General features: G+C 63.2%; 15 protein-coding genes. 10 read left to right on the forward strand and 5 right to left on the reverse strand.

From position 1 onward, the window contains the following. Positions 1-2: 2 nt before the first annotated feature. Positions 3-4,889 (reverse strand): hypothetical protein, encoded by a 4,887-nt coding sequence (locus tag ACQKPE_RS18085; protein ID WP_427667964.1) that lies wholly within the window; start codon positions 4,887-4,889, stop codon positions 3-5. Positions 4,890-5,042: 153 nt separating this feature from the next. Next, the gene (locus ACQKPE_RS18090) at positions 5,043-5,798 is read right to left on the reverse strand and encodes a GntR family transcriptional regulator (protein WP_427667966.1); all 756 of its coding nucleotides are present in this window, start codon (positions 5,796-5,798) and stop codon (positions 5,043-5,045) included. A gap of 354 nt (positions 5,799-6,152) precedes the next feature. On the opposite strand from ACQKPE_RS18090, the gene ACQKPE_RS18095 reads away from it, so the two are divergent. Then, positions 6,153-7,502: an NCS2 family permease gene (locus ACQKPE_RS18095; RefSeq protein WP_375101660.1), complete on the forward strand. Its 1,350-nt coding sequence runs from the start codon at positions 6,153-6,155 to the stop codon at positions 7,500-7,502. A gap of 219 nt (positions 7,503-7,721) precedes the next feature. Here the strand turns inward: ACQKPE_RS18095 and uraH are convergent, their stop codons facing one another. Continuing rightward, entirely contained in the window at positions 7,722-8,075 is a 354-nt protein-coding gene (uraH, locus tag ACQKPE_RS18100; protein WP_427667968.1) for a hydroxyisourate hydrolase, read from the reverse strand. Between the two features lie 386 nt (positions 8,076-8,461). On the opposite strand from uraH, the gene puuE reads away from it, so the two are divergent. The 7 genes from puuE (at position 8,462) to ACQKPE_RS18135 (ending at position 15,431) form a co-directional block, all read left to right on the forward strand. Continuing rightward, entirely contained in the window at positions 8,462-9,388 is a 927-nt protein-coding gene (gene puuE, locus ACQKPE_RS18105; protein WP_427667970.1) for an allantoinase PuuE, read from the forward strand. Then, positions 9,388-9,903, forward strand: a complete 516-nt coding sequence (uraD, locus tag ACQKPE_RS18110) for a 2-oxo-4-hydroxy-4-carboxy-5-ureidoimidazoline decarboxylase (RefSeq protein WP_427667972.1) — start codon at positions 9,388-9,390, stop codon at positions 9,901-9,903. Before puuE ends, uraD begins: the two co-directional genes overlap by 1 nt. Positions 9,904-10,010: 107 nt before the next feature. After that, entirely contained in the window at positions 10,011-10,514 is a 504-nt protein-coding gene (locus ACQKPE_RS18115; RefSeq protein WP_427667974.1) for an ureidoglycolate lyase, read from the forward strand. Between the two features lie 43 nt (positions 10,515-10,557). Beyond that, on the forward strand, positions 10,558-11,877 hold the full coding sequence (locus ACQKPE_RS18120; protein WP_427667975.1) for a urate hydroxylase PuuD: 1,320 nt from the start codon (positions 10,558-10,560) through the stop codon (positions 11,875-11,877). Positions 11,878-12,018: 141 nt separating this feature from the next. Continuing rightward, positions 12,019-13,374 (forward strand): nucleobase:cation symporter-2 family protein, encoded by a 1,356-nt coding sequence (locus ACQKPE_RS18125; protein ID WP_427667977.1) that lies wholly within the window; start codon positions 12,019-12,021, stop codon positions 13,372-13,374. 135 nt (positions 13,375-13,509) lie between these two features. Next, positions 13,510-14,295, forward strand: a complete 786-nt coding sequence (locus tag ACQKPE_RS18130) for an outer membrane protein OmpK (protein ID WP_427667979.1) — start codon at positions 13,510-13,512, stop codon at positions 14,293-14,295. Positions 14,296-14,648: 353 nt separating this feature from the next. Continuing rightward, a complete protein-coding gene (locus ACQKPE_RS18135; protein ID WP_427667981.1) occupies positions 14,649-15,431 on the forward strand; it encodes an outer membrane protein OmpK in 783 nt (260 codons plus the stop codon). 40 nt (positions 15,432-15,471) lie between these two features. On the opposite strand, the gene ACQKPE_RS18140 is transcribed toward ACQKPE_RS18135, so the two are convergent. After that, positions 15,472-16,386 (reverse strand): DUF808 domain-containing protein, encoded by a 915-nt coding sequence (locus ACQKPE_RS18140; protein WP_427667983.1) that lies wholly within the window; start codon positions 16,384-16,386, stop codon positions 15,472-15,474. A gap of 133 nt (positions 16,387-16,519) precedes the next feature. Here ACQKPE_RS18140 and ACQKPE_RS18145 point away from each other — a divergent pair, with 133 nt between their 5' ends. Beyond that, entirely contained in the window at positions 16,520-17,131 is a 612-nt protein-coding gene (locus ACQKPE_RS18145; protein ID WP_427667985.1) for a TetR/AcrR family transcriptional regulator, read from the forward strand. Positions 17,132-17,191: 60 nt separating this feature from the next. Here the strand turns inward: ACQKPE_RS18145 and ACQKPE_RS18150 are convergent, their stop codons facing one another. Continuing rightward, positions 17,192-17,632 (reverse strand): GlcG/HbpS family heme-binding protein, encoded by a 441-nt coding sequence (locus tag ACQKPE_RS18150; RefSeq protein ID WP_427667986.1) that lies wholly within the window; start codon positions 17,630-17,632, stop codon positions 17,192-17,194. A gap of 256 nt (positions 17,633-17,888) precedes the next feature. Here ACQKPE_RS18150 and ACQKPE_RS18155 point away from each other — a divergent pair. Further along, positions 17,889-18,136, forward strand: a 248-nt coding sequence (locus ACQKPE_RS18155; protein ID WP_427667988.1) for a thiamine pyrophosphate-binding protein, incomplete at its 3' end; no start/stop codon positions are given.

An 18,136-nucleotide genomic window follows, 5' to 3' on the forward strand; every position in this document is an offset into this window, starting at 1 on the left:
CGCTAGAAATCGGCCAGGCGCTGCAAGGCGACCTGGCCGATATGCGGCCCCTCTTCCAGGCGCAGGATGGCGACCATGCGCACCAGCCTTCCCCCTTCCTCAGCCTCTTGCAGACGCTGCGCCGCCTCGGCCGGCAGTTGCTGGCGCCAGTGCTGCAACCAGTCGTTGGACAACACGGCTCGGCCCTCCTGAAACGCGAACTCGACGCTGGGTTGCTCGCTCACAGCCATCGCCAGCAGGTAGCTGCGATTGCTCGAAGCCTGGTGGTACAGCGCAACAGCACCGGTGCGATGCTCCTGGTTCAAGCCGTAGCGCACCAGCATGTCATCGACCACGTTCAGCGCATGCGCACGCATCCGCGTGCCGCTCACCGCCGCCAGCAGCCCCTGGGTGTAGTCGTCGACTGCACGCAGGTAATACACCGCAGGGGTGGCGCTGGCGACATCGATCGGTAGCGCCAGGCTCCAGGCGAGCGCCTCGTCCAGCTCCGTGGGGGTCTGCTGCGCGAGCAACAGCAGCGGGTCGGCCAGCTCATCGACCGGACGGCTGCCATAGGCCCAGCTGCCGGTGATGTGCTCAAGGCGGATCAGCCGCTCGTGCATGCTGCCCTCGGCATGTTCGAACACGTACCGGGCCGCATTCAGCGCGCTTTGCCGGGTGAGGCCTGCGCGTGCCCGGGCCACATGGCGGTCGAGCGGGGCGTTGAACAGAGGTCGTCGTACCGTCCAGCCGCTAGCGCCCCCCACCACCATCCATGGCTGCTCGCCAAAACGCTCACGCAAGCACAGCTCCAGTTCGTCGAAGCTCAACGTGTCCGACAAATTGGATGAGCGGCTGAGCACCATGCGGCTGCCGGAGTCGACGGGAAAGACCGGAAGCAATCGCCCGTTGACACCAACCCCCGACACACTGACCTGTCCCTCGGCGCCATACAGCCCACTGCTCGGCACCAGCTCGTGGTCGCCAGCGGTCAGGGGACGCAGGTCATGACGCCAGTTTCTCAGGCGCGGCAACTGCGCCTGACTGGTCGCCACCACGGTCACCCGCTCCCACACCAACAGGCTGCGGTCCGGGCCATCCAGGTGCACGCCGCCCAAGACCGTGCGCAACACGCCACTGCGACGTGCGGTGCGCAGCACTGCGGCCAGGCGCAGGCTGTGAATCGAGGCGATCATGAAATCCATCCAGGCATCGCTCAGGGCCACTAGGCCATTGGGTCCCTGCAACGATATAGGCCCCAGTGTGCGCCCTTGCAGCAGCATGTAGATTTCCGTCTGGCCTGACCGACGGAACAGCACCAAATGGCGCTCGGCAGTGCCAAGGCTATCGATCACCTGGTAGCCACGCGCCGTCAGCACATCGCGCAACACCGTGCCGAGGGCCGCGGACTCTACATTTTCCAGGGCGCGGCGCAAGGCCCGGTGTTCGACCGGCTGCAATGGCCAACCCAGTTGGCGCAAAGCATCGTCCTGCGTCGACAGGTAAATGTGCCGCGCCTGGCCCTGCACCGGTATCGCCGTCATCTCGCGCAGCGGCTCGAGGTTGGTATCGCCGATTCGCTCGCCCAGGTGTGCCAACCGGGCATGGCTCAGCTCGGTCGTGGTGCGATCGGCGTTGCGGTAAAGGGCCTCTCCCAGGGCCCTGCGGCTGTTTTCGCTCAACAACGGCAGGCGCGTGGCCAGGCGTTGGCGGAAGGTCTGGGTGAACCCACCCACCACCACCGGTGCATCGACCGCCGTAGCGCCCAGTGCGACCCGCACCGGGCCACTGCCTTGCTCGATCAGGCTATCGAGCTCGGCCAGGTTGCGCGGCATCCGTCCGCTTGGGCGCACATACGCCGTGCCGCCGAATGCTTCGCCCGCCAGGGTCGGGTAGTAATGCCCCTCCAGACGCAGGCCCGGCTGCGCCGTGGCGACGTCGGGGCCAGCGAAGAAGATGTTCACGCGCCCACCATGAAGGTCGACGATGCGATCACCCTGGGCGACATTCCAGCGCACCGCCTGCCAGGTATCGCCCGGCACGATAATGTCTGTAATCGCCCCATCGCGCAGGTATTGCCTCGCCCATCTAGGTGCCACGCCGTCCTGCAGGAAGGAGTAGGTGAACTCGACCTGCTGGTGCTCGTTGGGAAAACGGTAGCGCGCCAGTTCCAGTCGACCACGCGCCAATGCCTGCGTACGGCTCATCTGCGACAACGGCCAATGTCGGCTACGCGGCCCCCAGTCGGCGAACAGGCGCTCGGCCTCGGTCAGCTTGCCGCCACCACCACGCAAGCCAACGTCGCCATGCATGACCCAACGCCCGCCATCCTGGCGCACCGGCGCCTCATAACGTCGTGTGGCCGTGGCGCGCAGACGCAGGGTCGCTTCGTCGCTGCGCCGATAGACCTCATAGGCCACACCGTCCTGCCAGAGGTACTGCTTGCCTTGCGTACGCCAGGTATTCGCATCCAGGCCGCCCAACGGCTCGGCGCCATTGAGCGACTGGCCGCTGGCATAGCCGCGAAAGGGCTGGCGCGCCACCCGCAACCGGGCGGCCTGGCGAACCACGCGGCGCAGTGCCGACACCGACGCCCCCACCGGCAGCACCGTGCTGAAGATTTCGATGATGCCCATGACCACGCTCAGCGTGCCTCGCAGCATCTGTAGGCTGCTGCCGGTACGCCAGGACTCCGCCAGCTCCAGGGCGCCGTCATGGATATCCATCACCGCATACCAGGAGCCCAGGCCCGGCACCACGCCAAGCGCGGCCCGCAGATAACCGGTGTGACGCAGGTGCGCGCTGTAGGCGTTGTCCTTGTGGGTACTGGCCTGGCTGCGCCCCGACTCACGTGCCTGCGCAAGCAGCACGTTGCGGCGCTCGGCCAATTGCAGGCCGACCAGCGTCTGGTCGAGGCTCGGCGCGCTGGTCAGGTAGCCGGTGTAATTGCGCATTGCAGCCTGGCGCAAGTAGGCCAGCAAGCGCGCGGGGTCGTTGCCACAGCGCTGGGCCACATAGCGGGCCACTTGGGGCGTGCTACGAATTTCCGAGGCCAGGTGCTCGACGGCGCCTGCCAGGCTATCGCGCTCGATCAGCCGCACCGCCGTGATCGCAACGGGAAGGTACAGCAATGCATGACCTGATTCGTTCTCCAGGGCGGCAACCCCTTCGATGTTGTGCCCCAGTTCTTCGTGTGCCTGCACCACCAGCCAATGCAGGCGTAGACCAAGGGCGTCCAGGTCCTGTCTGGACTGCGCGGTGCTCGCCTGTTGGAGCATGCGCGCGCCTTCTGCGCTCAAGGCTCCACGCCAATGCTCGCTGGTGGCAAGCATCTGTAGCTCCAGCCGGTATGGCGCACGCAGGCGCTCAGGGTCGTCGGCCTGGTCTGGATCAAAGACCTTGTGCAGTTTTTCCTGGTACCGCTTGAGCGGGTCGAGCTCAGGCAACACGCGGGCAAGGTAGTGCGCATCGATACCCTCGACCTGCCAGCGCGTCAGGTCCAGCCGGGTGTATTCATCCGCGCTGTCTGGGTCGAAACTCTCGCAAGCGATCTCTGTCACGGTACTCGGAAGGTAGGGCAGCGTCTGGTCCATCGACGGGTCGGGGCGCCACAGCAGGATATCGTCGATGTCCACGTCGATGCCAAGGTCGTCATGCAGACGCGCCTTGAGCAGGTTCCCGGCCCATTGATGAAACAACGGCGCCTCGGTTTGCAAGGTGCTTTCAAGGGCCAAGGCCGCGATGTGGTATTCGGCCAACTGCTTGCCGTAGGCCTTGCGCTCGTCATCGCTACGCGACAGTACCCATGCGGGCATGTGCTCGATCAGCGAGTCCACCTGCCACTGCCGCTCGGCCTGTGCCAGCGCGGCCTGGCGGCAGGTGTCCGCGGCAATGGCCAGCGCCGCGCGCGCCAGGTCCAGGGCACGCTCGTGCTCGTCTGATTCATCGTCTGGCTCGCCCAGCGTGCCTTGCCAGTAAGCGAGCAATGCTTGCAGCAAGCTGTCCAGGCCATTGTCGGCGGGCACCAGCTGTACCTGCGCGGCGCTGTCCGGCAGTGCCGTGGCCAGCGGTAACCCGCCCTCGCGCAGGGTGAGGTCCAGGCGCTCGAGCAGCGCTCGTCGGTCGTTCAGGCACGCCATGCCGCCGCCCTCTCCATGCACCCACAGCAGCAAAGGCGCATCTTGACGCCCGGCCGTCCATGCCGTGCTCTCGGCCAGCACCCACACGCCAGGCAGGGTCTGCTCGCCAAGTTGCACCGCCAACCAGGTCACGAGCCCTTGGTCCTCGGGCGCCAGCAAGTGCTGGTGCAGCGACGCCGGCAACTGGCCCTCCTCTACCTGCAAACCCATCTCGGCGCGCATCGCATCACTGGTGGCGTTGCGCAAGGTCTCCGGCGATACGAACAAACCGGCCTGGTCGCCGTTCAGCTCATCCTGTAGCCGTTTCCAGGCGACCCGCCGGCTGGCCAACAGCGCACGCCATGGCGCCAGCGCAGTGGCACTTGGCGCACCTTGGCCGAAACGCGCCAGCAAGCGTTGCAGGTGCACCTGCTGGTGTCGGTCGTTCAGCAGACGCGGGTAGCGCGCAGGCAAGCTGCCCAGTGCCAACAGGTCGGCATAGGCATCGGCCTGGTACTGCATGGCTTGCTCCAGCGCAACGCGCCAGGCATCAGGGTGCTCAGCGATGGTCGCCTGATGTTCGCGCAGCTCGGCGGGAAGCGCCTGTGCCCAGGTAGCGTCTGCTTGCGCTTGCGCGGCCAGGGCGGTGCCCGCTTGGTTCAGCCAGGTGATTGGCTCCGAGGACGCTTCGAGGCCGCACAGCAGGCGCAAGGTGGCCTGCTCCAGCGCGGACGTGTCGGTCTGTCCGTCGTCGACCGGCAGTGCTTCTATCAGGTATTCCAGCGATTGCATGATGACAGCTCCAGAGTTCAGAGCTCGTCAAAGTAGAGGGTCAGCCGCCGCATGCGCAGTGCATCACTAACACCCGTGGTGCGCTGGCCGGGGTCGTTCACGGAGGTCGGGGCCGCTGCGGGCCCCGGGGAAGTCTGCCTGGGTGGCAAACGATCAACCCTTGGCAGCAGCCTTGGGTTTTTTCAGCAGGTGCGAGAACACCGCGTGCAAGTCGTCCGAGGCACTTTCCTCGTCCAGGTTCAGCTTGCTGTCGATGTGGTCCATGTGGTGCATCATCAGCTCCACTGCCTGCTCGGCATTGCGCGCCTCGATGGCGTCAATCAGCTGCATGTGCTCGTCGTAGGAGCAATGCGAGCGGTTGCCGCTTTCATACTGGGCGATGATCAGCGAAGTCTGCGACACCAGGCTGCGCTGGAAACTCACCAGCGGCGCATTGCCCGCCGCCTCGGCCAGCTTGAGGTGAAACTCGCCGGATAGGCGAATGCCCGCGCCACGGTCACCACGCGAGAAGCTGTCGCGCTCCTCGCGCACCATCTGGCGCAGTTCGTTGAGCTGCTCGGCAGTGGCGTGCTGAACCGCCAATTCAGTGATCGCCCGCTCGACCATGCGTCGGGAGAAGAACACCTGGCGGGCTTCCTCGACGGTCGGGCTGGCCACCACGGCGCCACGGTTGGGCCGCAGCAATACCACGCTTTCATGGGCCAGGCGCGACAAGGCGCGGCGGATGATGGTGCGGCTGACACCGAAGATCTCACCCAACGCTTCCTCGCTCAACTTGGTGCCCGGGGCGAGGCGCTGCTCGAGAATGGCCTCGAAAATATGCGCGTAGACGATGTCGTCCTGGGTACCGCTGCGCCCGGCCTTGCCGTTGCGCACGGGTTTCTTCAGAGGTTGCAGCTGTTCGTTCATGGGCTCTCGAGCACAAGGGGCCGGCCAGTGAAGCCTCGACGGTTATCGCAGTCGCGGGGGCTGGCAGGTCCTGGATGGAAAAAAGGGACCAAGGTATCGGCGCATTGTACACAGGCTGAGGCGTTTTAGCAGAAGACCTTTGCCCATATAGCTGTAGTACGGAAGATTGTGCACGCAAAAGATAAAACATTATTTGCATTCTTTGTACACAAAAGCATAATCCACCCAGCAACTTCTTGACCCATAAGTCAACAAATCGGTCAGGCGTCTGCCAACCCCCCTCGCGGAGCCCCCAAGTGCATTGCGCAGGAACACTGGCTCCGAACAACAAGAAAGACTTGAGGAGTACTCGCTGTGGAAAGCCGCAAATCCGACGCCCCTACGCTGGATCTCGCCCCACCGCTCGAAACGAGCTGGCTGGAGCGGATTTTCAAACTCAAGCGACATGGCACCACCGTCAGGACCGAACTGATCGCCGGGGTGACGACGTTCATCACCATGGCGTACATCATTTTCGTCAACCCCAACATCATGGCCGACGCCGGCATCGATCATGGCGCAGCCTTCGTTGCCACCTGCATTGCCGCAGCCCTGGGCTGCTTGCTGATGGGGCTGTACGCCAACTGGCCGGTAGGCCTGGCGCCGGGCATGGGGCTCAATGCCTTCTTTACCTACACCGTGGTCGGCACCATGGGCTACACCTGGGAAGCGGCGCTGGGCGCGGTATTCGTCTCGGGCGTGCTGTTCATGTTCCTGACCCTCTCGCGGGTGCGTGAATGGCTGCTCAACAGCATTCCGGTGAGCCTGCGCCATGCCATGGGTGCGGGCGTGGGCCTGTTCCTCGGGCTGATCGGCCTGAAGACCGCCGGTATCGTGGTCGACAGCCCGGCCACGCTGATCAAGCTCGGTTCGCTGCACGAGCCTGGCCCGCTGCTGGCGGCGGTGTGCTTCCTGATGATCGCGATACTGAGCTACCACCGGGTGTTCGGCGCCATTCTCATCAGCATCATCAGCGTTACCCTGGCCGGCTGGGGCCTGGGCCTGGTGCAGTTCGGCGGCGTGCTGTCGATGCCCCCAAGCCTGGCACCGACCTGGATGGCCATGGACGTGGCGGGCGTGTTCAACATCAGCATGATCAGCGTGGTGCTGGCCTTCCTCTTCGTGCACATGTTCGATACCGCCGGCACCCTGATGGGCGTGGCCCAGCGCGCCAACCTGGTAGCACCGGACGGGCGCATCGAGAACCTTTCGCGGGCGTTGAAGGCCGACAGTGCTTCGAGCGTGTTCGGTGCGGCGGTGGGCGTGCCGCCGGTGACCAGCTACGTGGAAAGTGCAGCCGGCGTTGCCGCCGGTGGCCGCACCGGCCTGACCGCCGTGGTGGTCGGCCTGTTGTTCGTGGCAGCGATGTTCTTCGCCCCGCTGGCCGGGATGATTCCCGCCTATGCCACTGCGGGTGCGCTGATCTACGTGGCGATGCTGATGATGGGCAGCATGGCGCACATCAACTGGGACGAAGCCACCGACAGCATCCCGGCGATCGTCACGGTGATCATGATGCCGCTGACCTTCTCGGTGGCCGACGGCATTGCCATGGGCTTCATCAGTTATGTGGCGTTGAAGGCCGGTACTGGCAAGTACAAGGAGATTTCCGCGAGCCTGTGGGTGCTGTGTGTGATCTTCATCGCCAAGTTCGTGTTTCTCTGAACCTGCTGTAACCACAAAGGGCGCCTCGGCGCCCTTTGTTCGTTTGTCTGTTCGGGCCTATTCGCGGGCAAGCCCGCTCCTACAGGTACTGCGCCGATCTCTGTAGGAGCGGGCTTGCCCGCGAAGAGGCCGGCACAGGCAACACAAAAACCCCAGGCAAAAAAAAGCCCGCCAGTGTGATAGCGGGCAAGGACCTACGAAGATTCTTCTAGCGACCAACTAGCTTCCACGATAGGTCGAATAACTGTATGGCGAGATCAGCAGCGGCACATGGTAGTGCTCCTGGCCCTGGTCGATGCCAAAGCGCAATACCACCACATCGAGAAATGCCTGGTCCGGCAGTTGCACACCACGAGCACGGTAGTAGTCGCCTGCGCTGAATTGCAGCTGGTAGACGCCAGTGCGGTAGTCGTCACCTTGCAGCAGCGGCGCGTCGACGCGGCCATCGCTGTTGGTCAGTGCGGTGTTCACCAGCTCCAGCTGCTGGCCTTCGACCCGGTACAGCTCGACCTTGATCGAGCTGCCAGGGCAGCCGTGCGCGGAATCCAGTACGTGTGTGGTCAAACGTCCCATGTGCCAGTGGCCTCTTGTTCAATTCTTGGGCAAAAAATACCCAGCAAGCACCAACGCGGGGCCTGCTGGGCGCGAGGAGTGAAGCCATTAAGACACTTTGAATTTAAATTGTACACAATTTTTTAAACCCAACCGTCAGCGTCCGGAGTCACGCCGCATAAATCTTCCGTCAGTCGAGAACGCGCGCTGCATGCCGCCATTAGCAACACTAATTGACCAATTGGGCAGGTTTCTTGCAGAGTATTCGGAGCCGACAAAAGGGAAGAAATGCGGAAAAACAGGCTTACAAACGGCTTCAAAAGTTGTATACAATCATCCCATCCGGTGCATGCGACATCTCGACGCGGTCGCCCACCCCCGCACAACGTACAAGAAGGAAGACTGCAGTGAGCGCTGACTATCCTCGCGACCTGATCGGCTACGGCAACACCCCACCTCACCCGCACTGGCCGGGCAATGCCCGCATCGCCTTGTCCTTCGTGCTGAACTACGAAGAAGGTGGCGAACGCAACATTCTGCATGGTGACAAGGAGTCCGAAGCCTTCCTCTCCGAGATGGTCGCCGCCCAGCCCCTGCAAGGCCAGCGCAACCTGTGCATGGAGTCGCTCTACGAATACGGCAGCCGCGCGGGCGTGTGGCGCCTGCTCAAGCTGTTCAAGGACAGCGGCGTACCGCTGACCGTGTTCGCCGTGGCCATGGCCGCCCAGCGCCACCCGGAGGTGATCCGCGCCATGGCCCAGGCCGGCCATGAAATTTGCAGCCATGGCTACCGCTGGATCGACTACCAGAACATGGACGAGCAGCAAGAGCGCGAGCACATGCTCGAAGCCATCCGCATTCTCACCGAACTGACCGGCGAGCGCCCGGTGGGCTGGTACACCGGCCGCACCAGCCCGAATACCCGGCGCCTGGTGATGGAGGAAGGCGGCTTCCTCTACGACAGCGACACCTACGACGACGACCTGCCCTACTGGGAACCGAACAACCCCACCGGCAAGCCGCACCTGGTGATCCCCTACACCCTGGACACCAACGACATGCGCTTCACCCAGGTGCAGGGCTTCAACTGCGGCGAGCAGTTCTACCAGTACCTCAAGGACGCCTTCGACGTGCTCTACGCAGAAGGCGCCGAGGCCCCGAAAATGCTGTCCATCGGCCTGCACTGCCGCCTGGTCGGCCGCCCGGCGCGCCTGGCTGCGCTCAAGCGCTTCGTCGACTACGCCAAGAGCCACGAGCAGGTCTGGTTCGCCCGGCGCGCAGACATCGCCCGCCACTGGCACGCCACCCACCCGTACACGAAAGAGAACGCCTGATGACCGCCTTCAAGACCCTCAAGCCCTCCGCCCTTGGCCGCGATGCCTTCGTCGCCGCCTTCGCCGACATCTACGAGCACTCGCCGTGGGTCGCCGAAAAAGCATATGCCGTGGGTAACCTGAGCGAGCTGGACGAGATCGAAGTGCTGCACCAGCGCATGAGCGATATCCTGCTCAGTGCCAGCCGCACCGAGCAACTGGCGCTGATCAACGCCCACCCGGACCTGGCCGGCAAGGCGGCGGTGCAGGGCGAGCTGACCGAGTCGAGCACCCATGAGCAGGCCGGCGCCGGTATCCACCAGTGCACCGCCGAAGAGTTCGCCCGTTTCACCGAACTCAACGATGCCTACAAGGCCAAGTTCCAGTTCCCGTTCATCATGGCGGTCAAGGGCAGCAACCGGCACCAGATCCTCGCCTCGTTCGAGAAGCGTATCCATAACGATACCGAGGCCGAGTTCAAGGAAGCCCTGGCGCAGATCAACCTGATCGCCCTGTTCCGCCTGCTACAGCTTTGAGGACCGCCCCCGGCCCTGGCCCGAGTGCATGACGCAAGCGCACCCAGGGCCTGGCCGGCCACCCGGTCCACCCTATTGAAGAACAACGAACATAGAAGAGATAACCCATGCGTACCCTGATGATCGAGCCGCTGACCAAAGAAGCCTTCGCCCCTTTCGGTGACGTGATCGAAACCGACGGCAGCGACCACTTCATGATCAACAACGGCTCGACCATGCGCTTCCACAAGCTCGCCACGGTGCAAACCGCCGAGCCGGAAGACAAGGCCATCATCAGCATCTTCCGCGCCGACGCCCTGGAGATGCCGCTGACCGTACGCATGCTGGAACGCCATCCGCTGGGCAGCCAGGCTTTCATCCCGCTGCTCGGCAACCCCTTTCTGATCGTGGTCGCGCCACTTGGCGATGCACCTGTATCAGGCTTGGTCCGAGCCTTCCGCAGTAATGGCAGGCAGGGCGTTAATTACCATCGCGGCGTCTGGCACCACCCGGTGCTGACGATCGAAAAGCGGGATGACTTCCTGGTGGTTGATCGCAGTGGTTCTGGCAACAACTGCGATGAGCATTACTTCACCGAGGAACAGATGTTGATCCTCAATCCCCACCAATAAGAAAAGGTCGGTCACCCACCCGTGACCGGCAGAGGTACATACTGTGGAAGCACACCTTCACGAATGGCTGAACCTGAGCATTCGCTGGGTTCACATGATCACCGGGGTCGCCTGGATCGGTGCATCGTTCTACTTCGTCTGGCTGGAAAACAACCTCAACCGCAGCAACCCGCGCGATGGGCTGTCGGGTGACCTCTGGGCCATCCACGGTGGGGGTATCTACCACCTCGAGAAGTACAAGCTGGCGCCGCCGAAAATGCCCGAGAACCTTCACTGGTTCAAATGGGAAGCCTATTTCACCTGGCTGTCCGGCATCGCCCTGCTGTGCGTGGTGTTCTACTGGAACCCGACCCTGTACCTGCTGGCCCCTGGCAGCACCCTGAGCGGTGCCGAGGGCGTGGCCATCGGTATCGGTTCGCTGGTCGCCGGCTGGTTCGTCTACGACTTCCTCTGCGACTCGCCCCTGGGCAAGAAACCCGCGCTGCTCGGCGGCGTATTGTTCGTGCTGATCATCGCCGCCTGCTGGGGCTTCAGCCTGGTGTTCAGCGGCCGCGGCGCCTACCTGCACACCGGCGCGATCATCGGCACCATCATGGTCGGCAACGTGTTCCGCATCATCATGCCGGCCCAGCGCCAGCTGGTGGCGGCGATCGAGAAGAACGAAACCCCCGACCCGGTACTGCCGGCCAAGGGCCTGCTGCGTTCGCGCCACAACAACTACTTCACCCTGCCGGTGCTGTTCATCATGATCAGCAACCACTTCCCGAGCACCTACGGCAGCCAGTACAACTGGTTGATCCTGGCCGGGATCGCAGTGGCCGCAGTACTGATCCGTCACTATTTCAACACCCGCCACGACAGCAACAAGTACGCCTGGGCCGTGCCTGCCGGCGCCCTGGCGATGATCTGCCTGGCCTTCGTGACCGGTCCGAAGCCGCTGGTCAGCAGCCCTGACCAGGCAGCGGCGAAGATCGAGTACCAACCGCTGCCGGCCAGCGCCGTGGGTGGCAAGACCGCTGCCGAGCAGCGCGCCGAAGCTGCCGCCAAAGCAGCCGAAGCCCCCGCCGAAGCACCGGCCCAGGCCACCGCCCAGGCCGCGCCCGGCAACTTCGAGAAGATCCACGACGTGATCCAGGAACGCTGCACCGTGTGCCATTCGGCCAAGCCGACCAGCCCACTGTTCAGCACCGCGCCGGGCGGGGTGATTCTCGATACTCCGCAGCAGATGCAGGCCCAGGCCGCGCGCATCCAGGCCCAGGCGGTCGCCAGCCAGATCATGCCGCTGGGCAACATCACCCAGATGACCGTCGAGGAACGCAAGCTGGTCGGTGACTGGATCGCCAAGGGCGCGCCGGTCAACTAAGACACACTGCTGCGAGCGCAGAAGCAACAAGCAAGCATCGAGCACCAGTCTCCAAGCGGGAACCCCAGGCTTTTTCGTGAAGCTTGCCGCTTGGAGGCTGCTGCTTGGATCCGAGAATAAAAACAAAACTCGAGGTGCTGCATGTCCGAGTCACCCAAGGCGTATATCCCCGTTGCGCCGCCACGACAGCCCCTGCCCTTGTTCCAGCTGATCCTGGTGGGCCTGCAACATGTGCTGCTGATGTACGGCGGCGCCATCGCCGTGCCGCTGATCATCGGCCAGGCCGCCGGGCTGTCCCGTGAAGAAGTCGCCTTCCTGATCAACGCCGACCTGTTGGTCGCAGGCGTTGCCACCATCGTCCAGTCGTTCGGCATCGGCCCGGTAGGCATCCGCATGCCGGTGATGATGGGCGCCAGTTTCGCCGCTGTCGGCAGCATGGTCGCCATGGCCGGCATGCCGGGCGTGGGCATGCAAGGGATCTTCGGCGCGACCATCGCTGCCGGGTTCTTCGGCATGCTGATCGCGCCGTTCATGTCCAAGGTGGTGCGCTTCTTCCCACCGCTGGTCACCGGCACCGTCATTACGTCCATTGGGCTGTCGCTGTTCCCGGTAGCGGTCAACTGGGCCGGTGGTGGCGATCAAGCCAGCACCTTCGGCTCGCCGATCTACCTGATGGTGGCCGGCCTGGTGCTGGCAGTCATTCTGCTGATCAACCGCTTCATGCGCGGCTTCTGGGTCAACGTGTCGGTGCTGGTGGGCATGGGCCTGGGCTACGTGCTGGCCGGCGCCATCGGCATGGTCGACTTGTCGGGGCTGGGCCAGGCGCCGTGGCTGCAGATGGTCACCCCACTGCACTTCGGCATGCCGACCTTCAGCCTGGCGCCGATCCTGTCGATGTGCCTGGTGGTGGTGATCATCTTCGTCGAGTCCACCGGCATGTTCCTGGCCCTGGGCAAGGTCACCGACCGTGAAGTAACGCCGGGCATGTTGCGTCGCGGCTTGCTGTGCGATGCCGGCGCATCGTTCGTGGCCGGGTTCTTCAACACCTTCACCCACTCCTCGTTCGCCCAGAACATCGGCCTGGTGCAGATGACTGGCGTGCGTTGCCGCTACGTCACGGTGGTGGCCGGTGCACTACTGATCCTGCTCAGCCTGCTGCCCAAGGCCGCCTACCTGATCGCTTCGATTCCGCCTGCGGTACTGGGCGGCGCGTCCATCGCCATGTTCGGCATGGTCACCGCCACCGGCATCAAGATTCTCCAGGAAGCGGACATCGCCGACCGGCGCAACCAGCTGTTGGTGGCAGTGAGCATCGGCTTCGGACTGATCCCGGTGGTCAAGCCGGAGTTCTTCGCCCAGATGCCGCACTGGATGGAGCCGATCACCCACAGCGGGATTGCCATGGCGACGGTCAGTGCCCTGGTGCTGAACATCCTGTTCAACATTCTCGGCGGCAAGGAACGCGCGGCGCACAACGCTGCCTGTCACGGCCACTGAGTCAACCTGGGCGGCGCCCAGCGCCGCCCTGCCCTTCATTACCTTCGTTGTGCCGTCGGCCCGCCGGAATGGGCCGTCCGGGGCGCCTGCGCGCCGAAAAAACCCAACAAAAACAATAAGTCCGGGAAACACAACATGAAGTGCATCGCATCAACCCTGCTATTGGGCGCCAGCCTCGTGGCCACCCTCCCCGCCTCGGCCGGCGAATGGCTGCAATGGCACGGCGAAAGCCTGACCTACCTGTATGGCAAGGATTTCAAGGTCAACCCCGACATCCAGCAGACCATCACCTTCGAACACGCCAACAAATGGAAGTACGGCGACACCTTCCTGTTCATCGACAAGATCTTCTACAACGGCAAGGCCGACCCCGGCAAAGGCGTGACCACCTACTACGGCGAGTTCAGCCCGCGCCTGTCGCTGGGCAAGATCAACGGCCAGTCGTTCGCCTTCGGCCCGATCAAGGACGTGCTGCTGGCCATGACCTACGAGCGTGGCGAGGGTGACAACGAGGCCTACCTGATCGGCCCCGGCTTCGACCTGAACATTCCCGGCTTCAACTACTTCACCCTGAACTTCTACCTGCGCAACACCGAGGGCAGCCGTCCCGGTGACAACGTCTGGCAGATCACCCCCGCGTGGTCGTACACCATCCCCGTGGGCAAGTCCGACATCCTGATCGACGGCTACATGGACTGGGTGGTGGACAACGACCAGACCCGCCGCGGCACCTACCACGCCAACCTGCAGTTCAACCCACAGGTCAAGTACGACCTGGGCAAAGCCTTGAACCTCGGCGCCAAGCAACTGTACGCAGGCTTCGAGTACAGCTACTGGAAGGACAAGTACGGCATCGACAGCCGCGGCAACCTGCAAAGCAACCAAAGCGTTTTCAGCGCCCTGGTGAAAGTGCACTTCTAGAAACCTGACCGAACGACCAACTTTGTAGCAGGGTGCTCCAGGACAGAGCACTTGAGACAAGGCGCGCAAGTGAGTAATCTGCGCGCCCCTCGATCAGGGCCGGACGGATCCGGCCTGCGTTTACTGACCGCTCAGTCAATGAATACGGGCGGTTAGCCAACGTGTTGGCAGCCAGAAATACCCATTTTCATCCGTTCAGAAAGACGTCGAGCAGGATGGTTGTGACCACCCGAAAAGGTTGGCACAGCGCTTGCCAAAGTGCTGTGGCCAATCGAAAAAAACTGACCCGAAAGACAAGAAAGCGCCATCACGAGCGCTGACAACTGATCCAATCAAAGGGAGCGACTTTCGCAATGCGTACCATCAACAGCCTGATTCTCGCCGGTGGCCTGCTGGCCTGCAGCAGCACCTTCGCCGGCGACCTGCTGCAATGGCAAAACAACAGCCTGACCTACCTGTGGGGCAAGAACTTCAAGGTCAACCCCCAGGTGCAGCAGACCGTCACCTTCGAGCACGCCGATGCCTGGAAGTACGGTGACAACTTCATCTTCATCGACAAGATCTTCTACCAGGGCAAGAAGGACGACCTCAACGGCCCGAACACCTACTACGGCGAGATCAGCCCACGCCTGTCGCTGGGCAAGATCACTGGCCAGTCCTTCGCCTTCGGCCCGGTCAAGGACGTGCTGCTGGCCATGACCTACGAGTTCGGCGAGGGTGACACCGAGGCCTACCTGATCGGCCCGGGCTTCGACCTGGACATCCCGGGCTTCGACTACTTCCAGCTGAACTTCTACCACCGCACCGCCGATGGCAGCCGCCCGGGCAGCGACACTTGGCAGATCACCCCGGCGTGGTCGTACACCATTCCCGTGGGTTCGTCCGACATCCTGATCGACGGCTTCCTGGACTGGGTGGTGGACAACGACGAGAACCGTCGTGGCAGCTACCAGGCCAACGTGCACTTCGTGCCGCAGGTCAAGTACGACCTGGGCAAGGCCTTGAAGCTGGGCGAGAAGCAGCTGTACGTAGGCTTCGAGTACGACTACTGGAAGAACAAGTACGGCATCAAGGACAGCGACGCGTTCACCACCGACCAGAGCACTGCGAGCTTCCTGGTCAAGCTGCACTTCTGATCTAAAGGCCAGGGCTGCTATGCAGCCCTTTGCCCGCCGCTCAGTGGCCTGGTCGCAGCGCCCGCCACACCTTCCCGGCCAACCCGACCACCACCAGCACCAACGCCCCCGCCACAACCCCCGCTACCCCATTGAGCAGCGCCCCAGTCACCGCACCACCGCGCCCGGCACTGAACGCCTCGATGGCGTGATGCAGCGGCTCGATGCCATGCACCAGGATTCCGCCGCCCACCAGGAACATCGCCGCCGTGCCGATCACCGACAGGCTCTTCATCATGTAGGGCGCCGCGTGCAGGATACCGTTGCCGATACTTCGCGCCAGGGCCGAGCCCTTCTGCGTCAGCCACAAGCCCAGGTCGTCGAGCTTGACGATGCCCGCCACCAGCCCGTACACGCCGATGGTCATGACGATGGCGATGCCCGACAGCACGATGACCTGCTGAACCAGCGGTGCATCGGCCACCGTGCCCAGGGTGATGGCGATGATCTCCGCCGAAAGGATGAAGTCGGTGCGCACCGCGCCCTTGATCTTGTCCTTCTCGAAGGCCACCAGGTCGATGTTCGGGTCCGCCAGTGCCTCGTTGCGGGCACTGTGCCCCGCTTCGTCGTCTTCCTTGCTGTGCAGGAACTTGTGCGCGAGCTTCTCGAAGCCTTCGTAGCACAGGTAGGCGCCGCCCAGCATCAGCAGCGGCGTCACCGCCCAGGGGATGAACGCGCTGATCAGCAGCGCCGCCGGCACCAAAATCAACTTGTTGAGCAGCGAGCCCTTGGCCACCGCCCACACCACCGGAATTTCCCGCTCGGCCCGCACGCCGGTAACCTGCTGGGCATTGAGCGCCAGGTCGTCGCCCAACACGCCAGCGGTTTTCTTCGCCGCGACCTTGGTCATCAGTGAAACGTCATCGAGCACCGTGGCGATGTCGTCGATGAGTACCAGTAGACTGCTTCCTGCCATGTTCGCCTGTTTCCCGTGGGCTGAAGGGTCGAATTCTAGCCCAAAGTCGCTGCCTTGAGCCGCCGTCCGGCACGGTGCTACCATGCCTGGCCCCCTCTTGGAGTGGGCCAGACACGAGGAAGATCCACAGACAATGAGCACGATTCGCGAGCGCAACAAGGAACTGATCCTGCGCGCGGCCAGCGAGGAATTCGCCGACAAGGGCTTCGCCGCGACCAAGACCAGCGACATCGCCGCCAAGGCAGGCCTGCCCAAGCCGAATGTCTACTACTACTTCAAGTCGAAGGAAAACCTCTACCGCGAAGTGCTGGAGAGCATCATCGCGCCGATCATGCAGGCGTCCTCGCCGTTCAATGCAGACGGCGACCCGAAAGAGGTGCTCAGCGGCTATATCCGCTCGAAAATCCGCATCTCGCGCGACTTGCCCCATGCCTCCAAGGTGTTCGCCAGCGAGATCATGCACGGGGCCCCGCACCTTTCGCCGGGGCAGGTGCAGCAGCTGAACGAACAGGCACGGCACAACATCGAATGCATCCAGCGCTGGATCGAGCGCGGGCAGATCGCCCCGGTCGACCCGCATCATTTGATGTTCAGCATCTGGGCGGCGACCCAGACCTACGCCGACTTCGACTGGCAGATCGCGGTGGTCACCGGCAAGGCGAAGCTGGCCGACAGTGACTATGACGCGGCGGCCGAGACCATCATTCGCCTGGTGTTGAAAGGCTGCGAGCCTGAGGTGGCCTGAGCCTCGGCGTCGCCCTCATCGCGGGCAAGCCCGCGATGAGGGCGGTACTGACACCCTCTATCAGGCTGCGACCCCGGCATCCGCCGTCAACCCCAGCGTCTCGATCGCACTGATCGCACACTGCTCGTCGATATCCGACGTATCCCCGCTGATCCCTACCGCTCCCAGCACCTTGCCGTCCTGATCGCGCACCAGCACGCCGCCCGGCGCAGGCACCACCGGCCGCTCACCCAAGCCATTGAGCGCAGCGAAGAACGCCGGACGCTGCTGTGCGTCCAGCGCCAGCAGGCGCGAGCCCTTGCCCAGGGCTATCGCGCCCCAGGCCTTGCCGGTGGCCACCTGCGGCCGTATCAGGCTGGCACCATCCTCGCGTTGCAAGGCCAACAGGTGACCGCCGGCATCGAGCACCGCCACGGTCAAGGGCGCGGCGTCGATCTTGCGGCCTGCCGCCAGTGCGGCATTCACCAGGCCGACCGCAACTTTCAGGGTCAAAACGTTCATGGAAAGGTCCTCTTCTTGTTGTGAGAAGCCCTGAGGGCAGTGAAAAATTGACAAGCCAATAGAACACAACTGATTTATTTTTTGTATACAATATTTTTTCACGTTAGTACCCAATCCAATAGACATCCATTTTTCATTGGGTTCCAGGCAAAACTCATCTGCCCCGATGAAATGCATTGACCTGGGTAGCAGAGCGTGAATACACTCTGCCGAAAAGCAAGTTGTATACAATTACAAAATCGATGAGGCACAACCCATGAGCAAAATGAGAGCAATCGATGCAGCCGTTCTGGTCATGCGCCGTGAAGGCGTAGACACCGCGTTCGGCATCCCAGGGGCTGCCATCAACCCGCTGTACTCGGCCCTGAAGAAAGTCGGTGGCATCGATCACGTCCTCGCTCGCCACGTCGAAGGCGCCTCGCACATGGCCGAGGGCTACACCCGCACCAAGGCCGGCAATATCGGCGTGTGCATCGGCACCTCCGGCCCTGCCGGCACCGACAT

This window comes from Pseudomonas sp. NPDC089554 (assembly GCF_050280645.1).
Lineage (GTDB): Bacteria > Pseudomonadota > Gammaproteobacteria > Pseudomonadales > Pseudomonadaceae > Aquipseudomonas.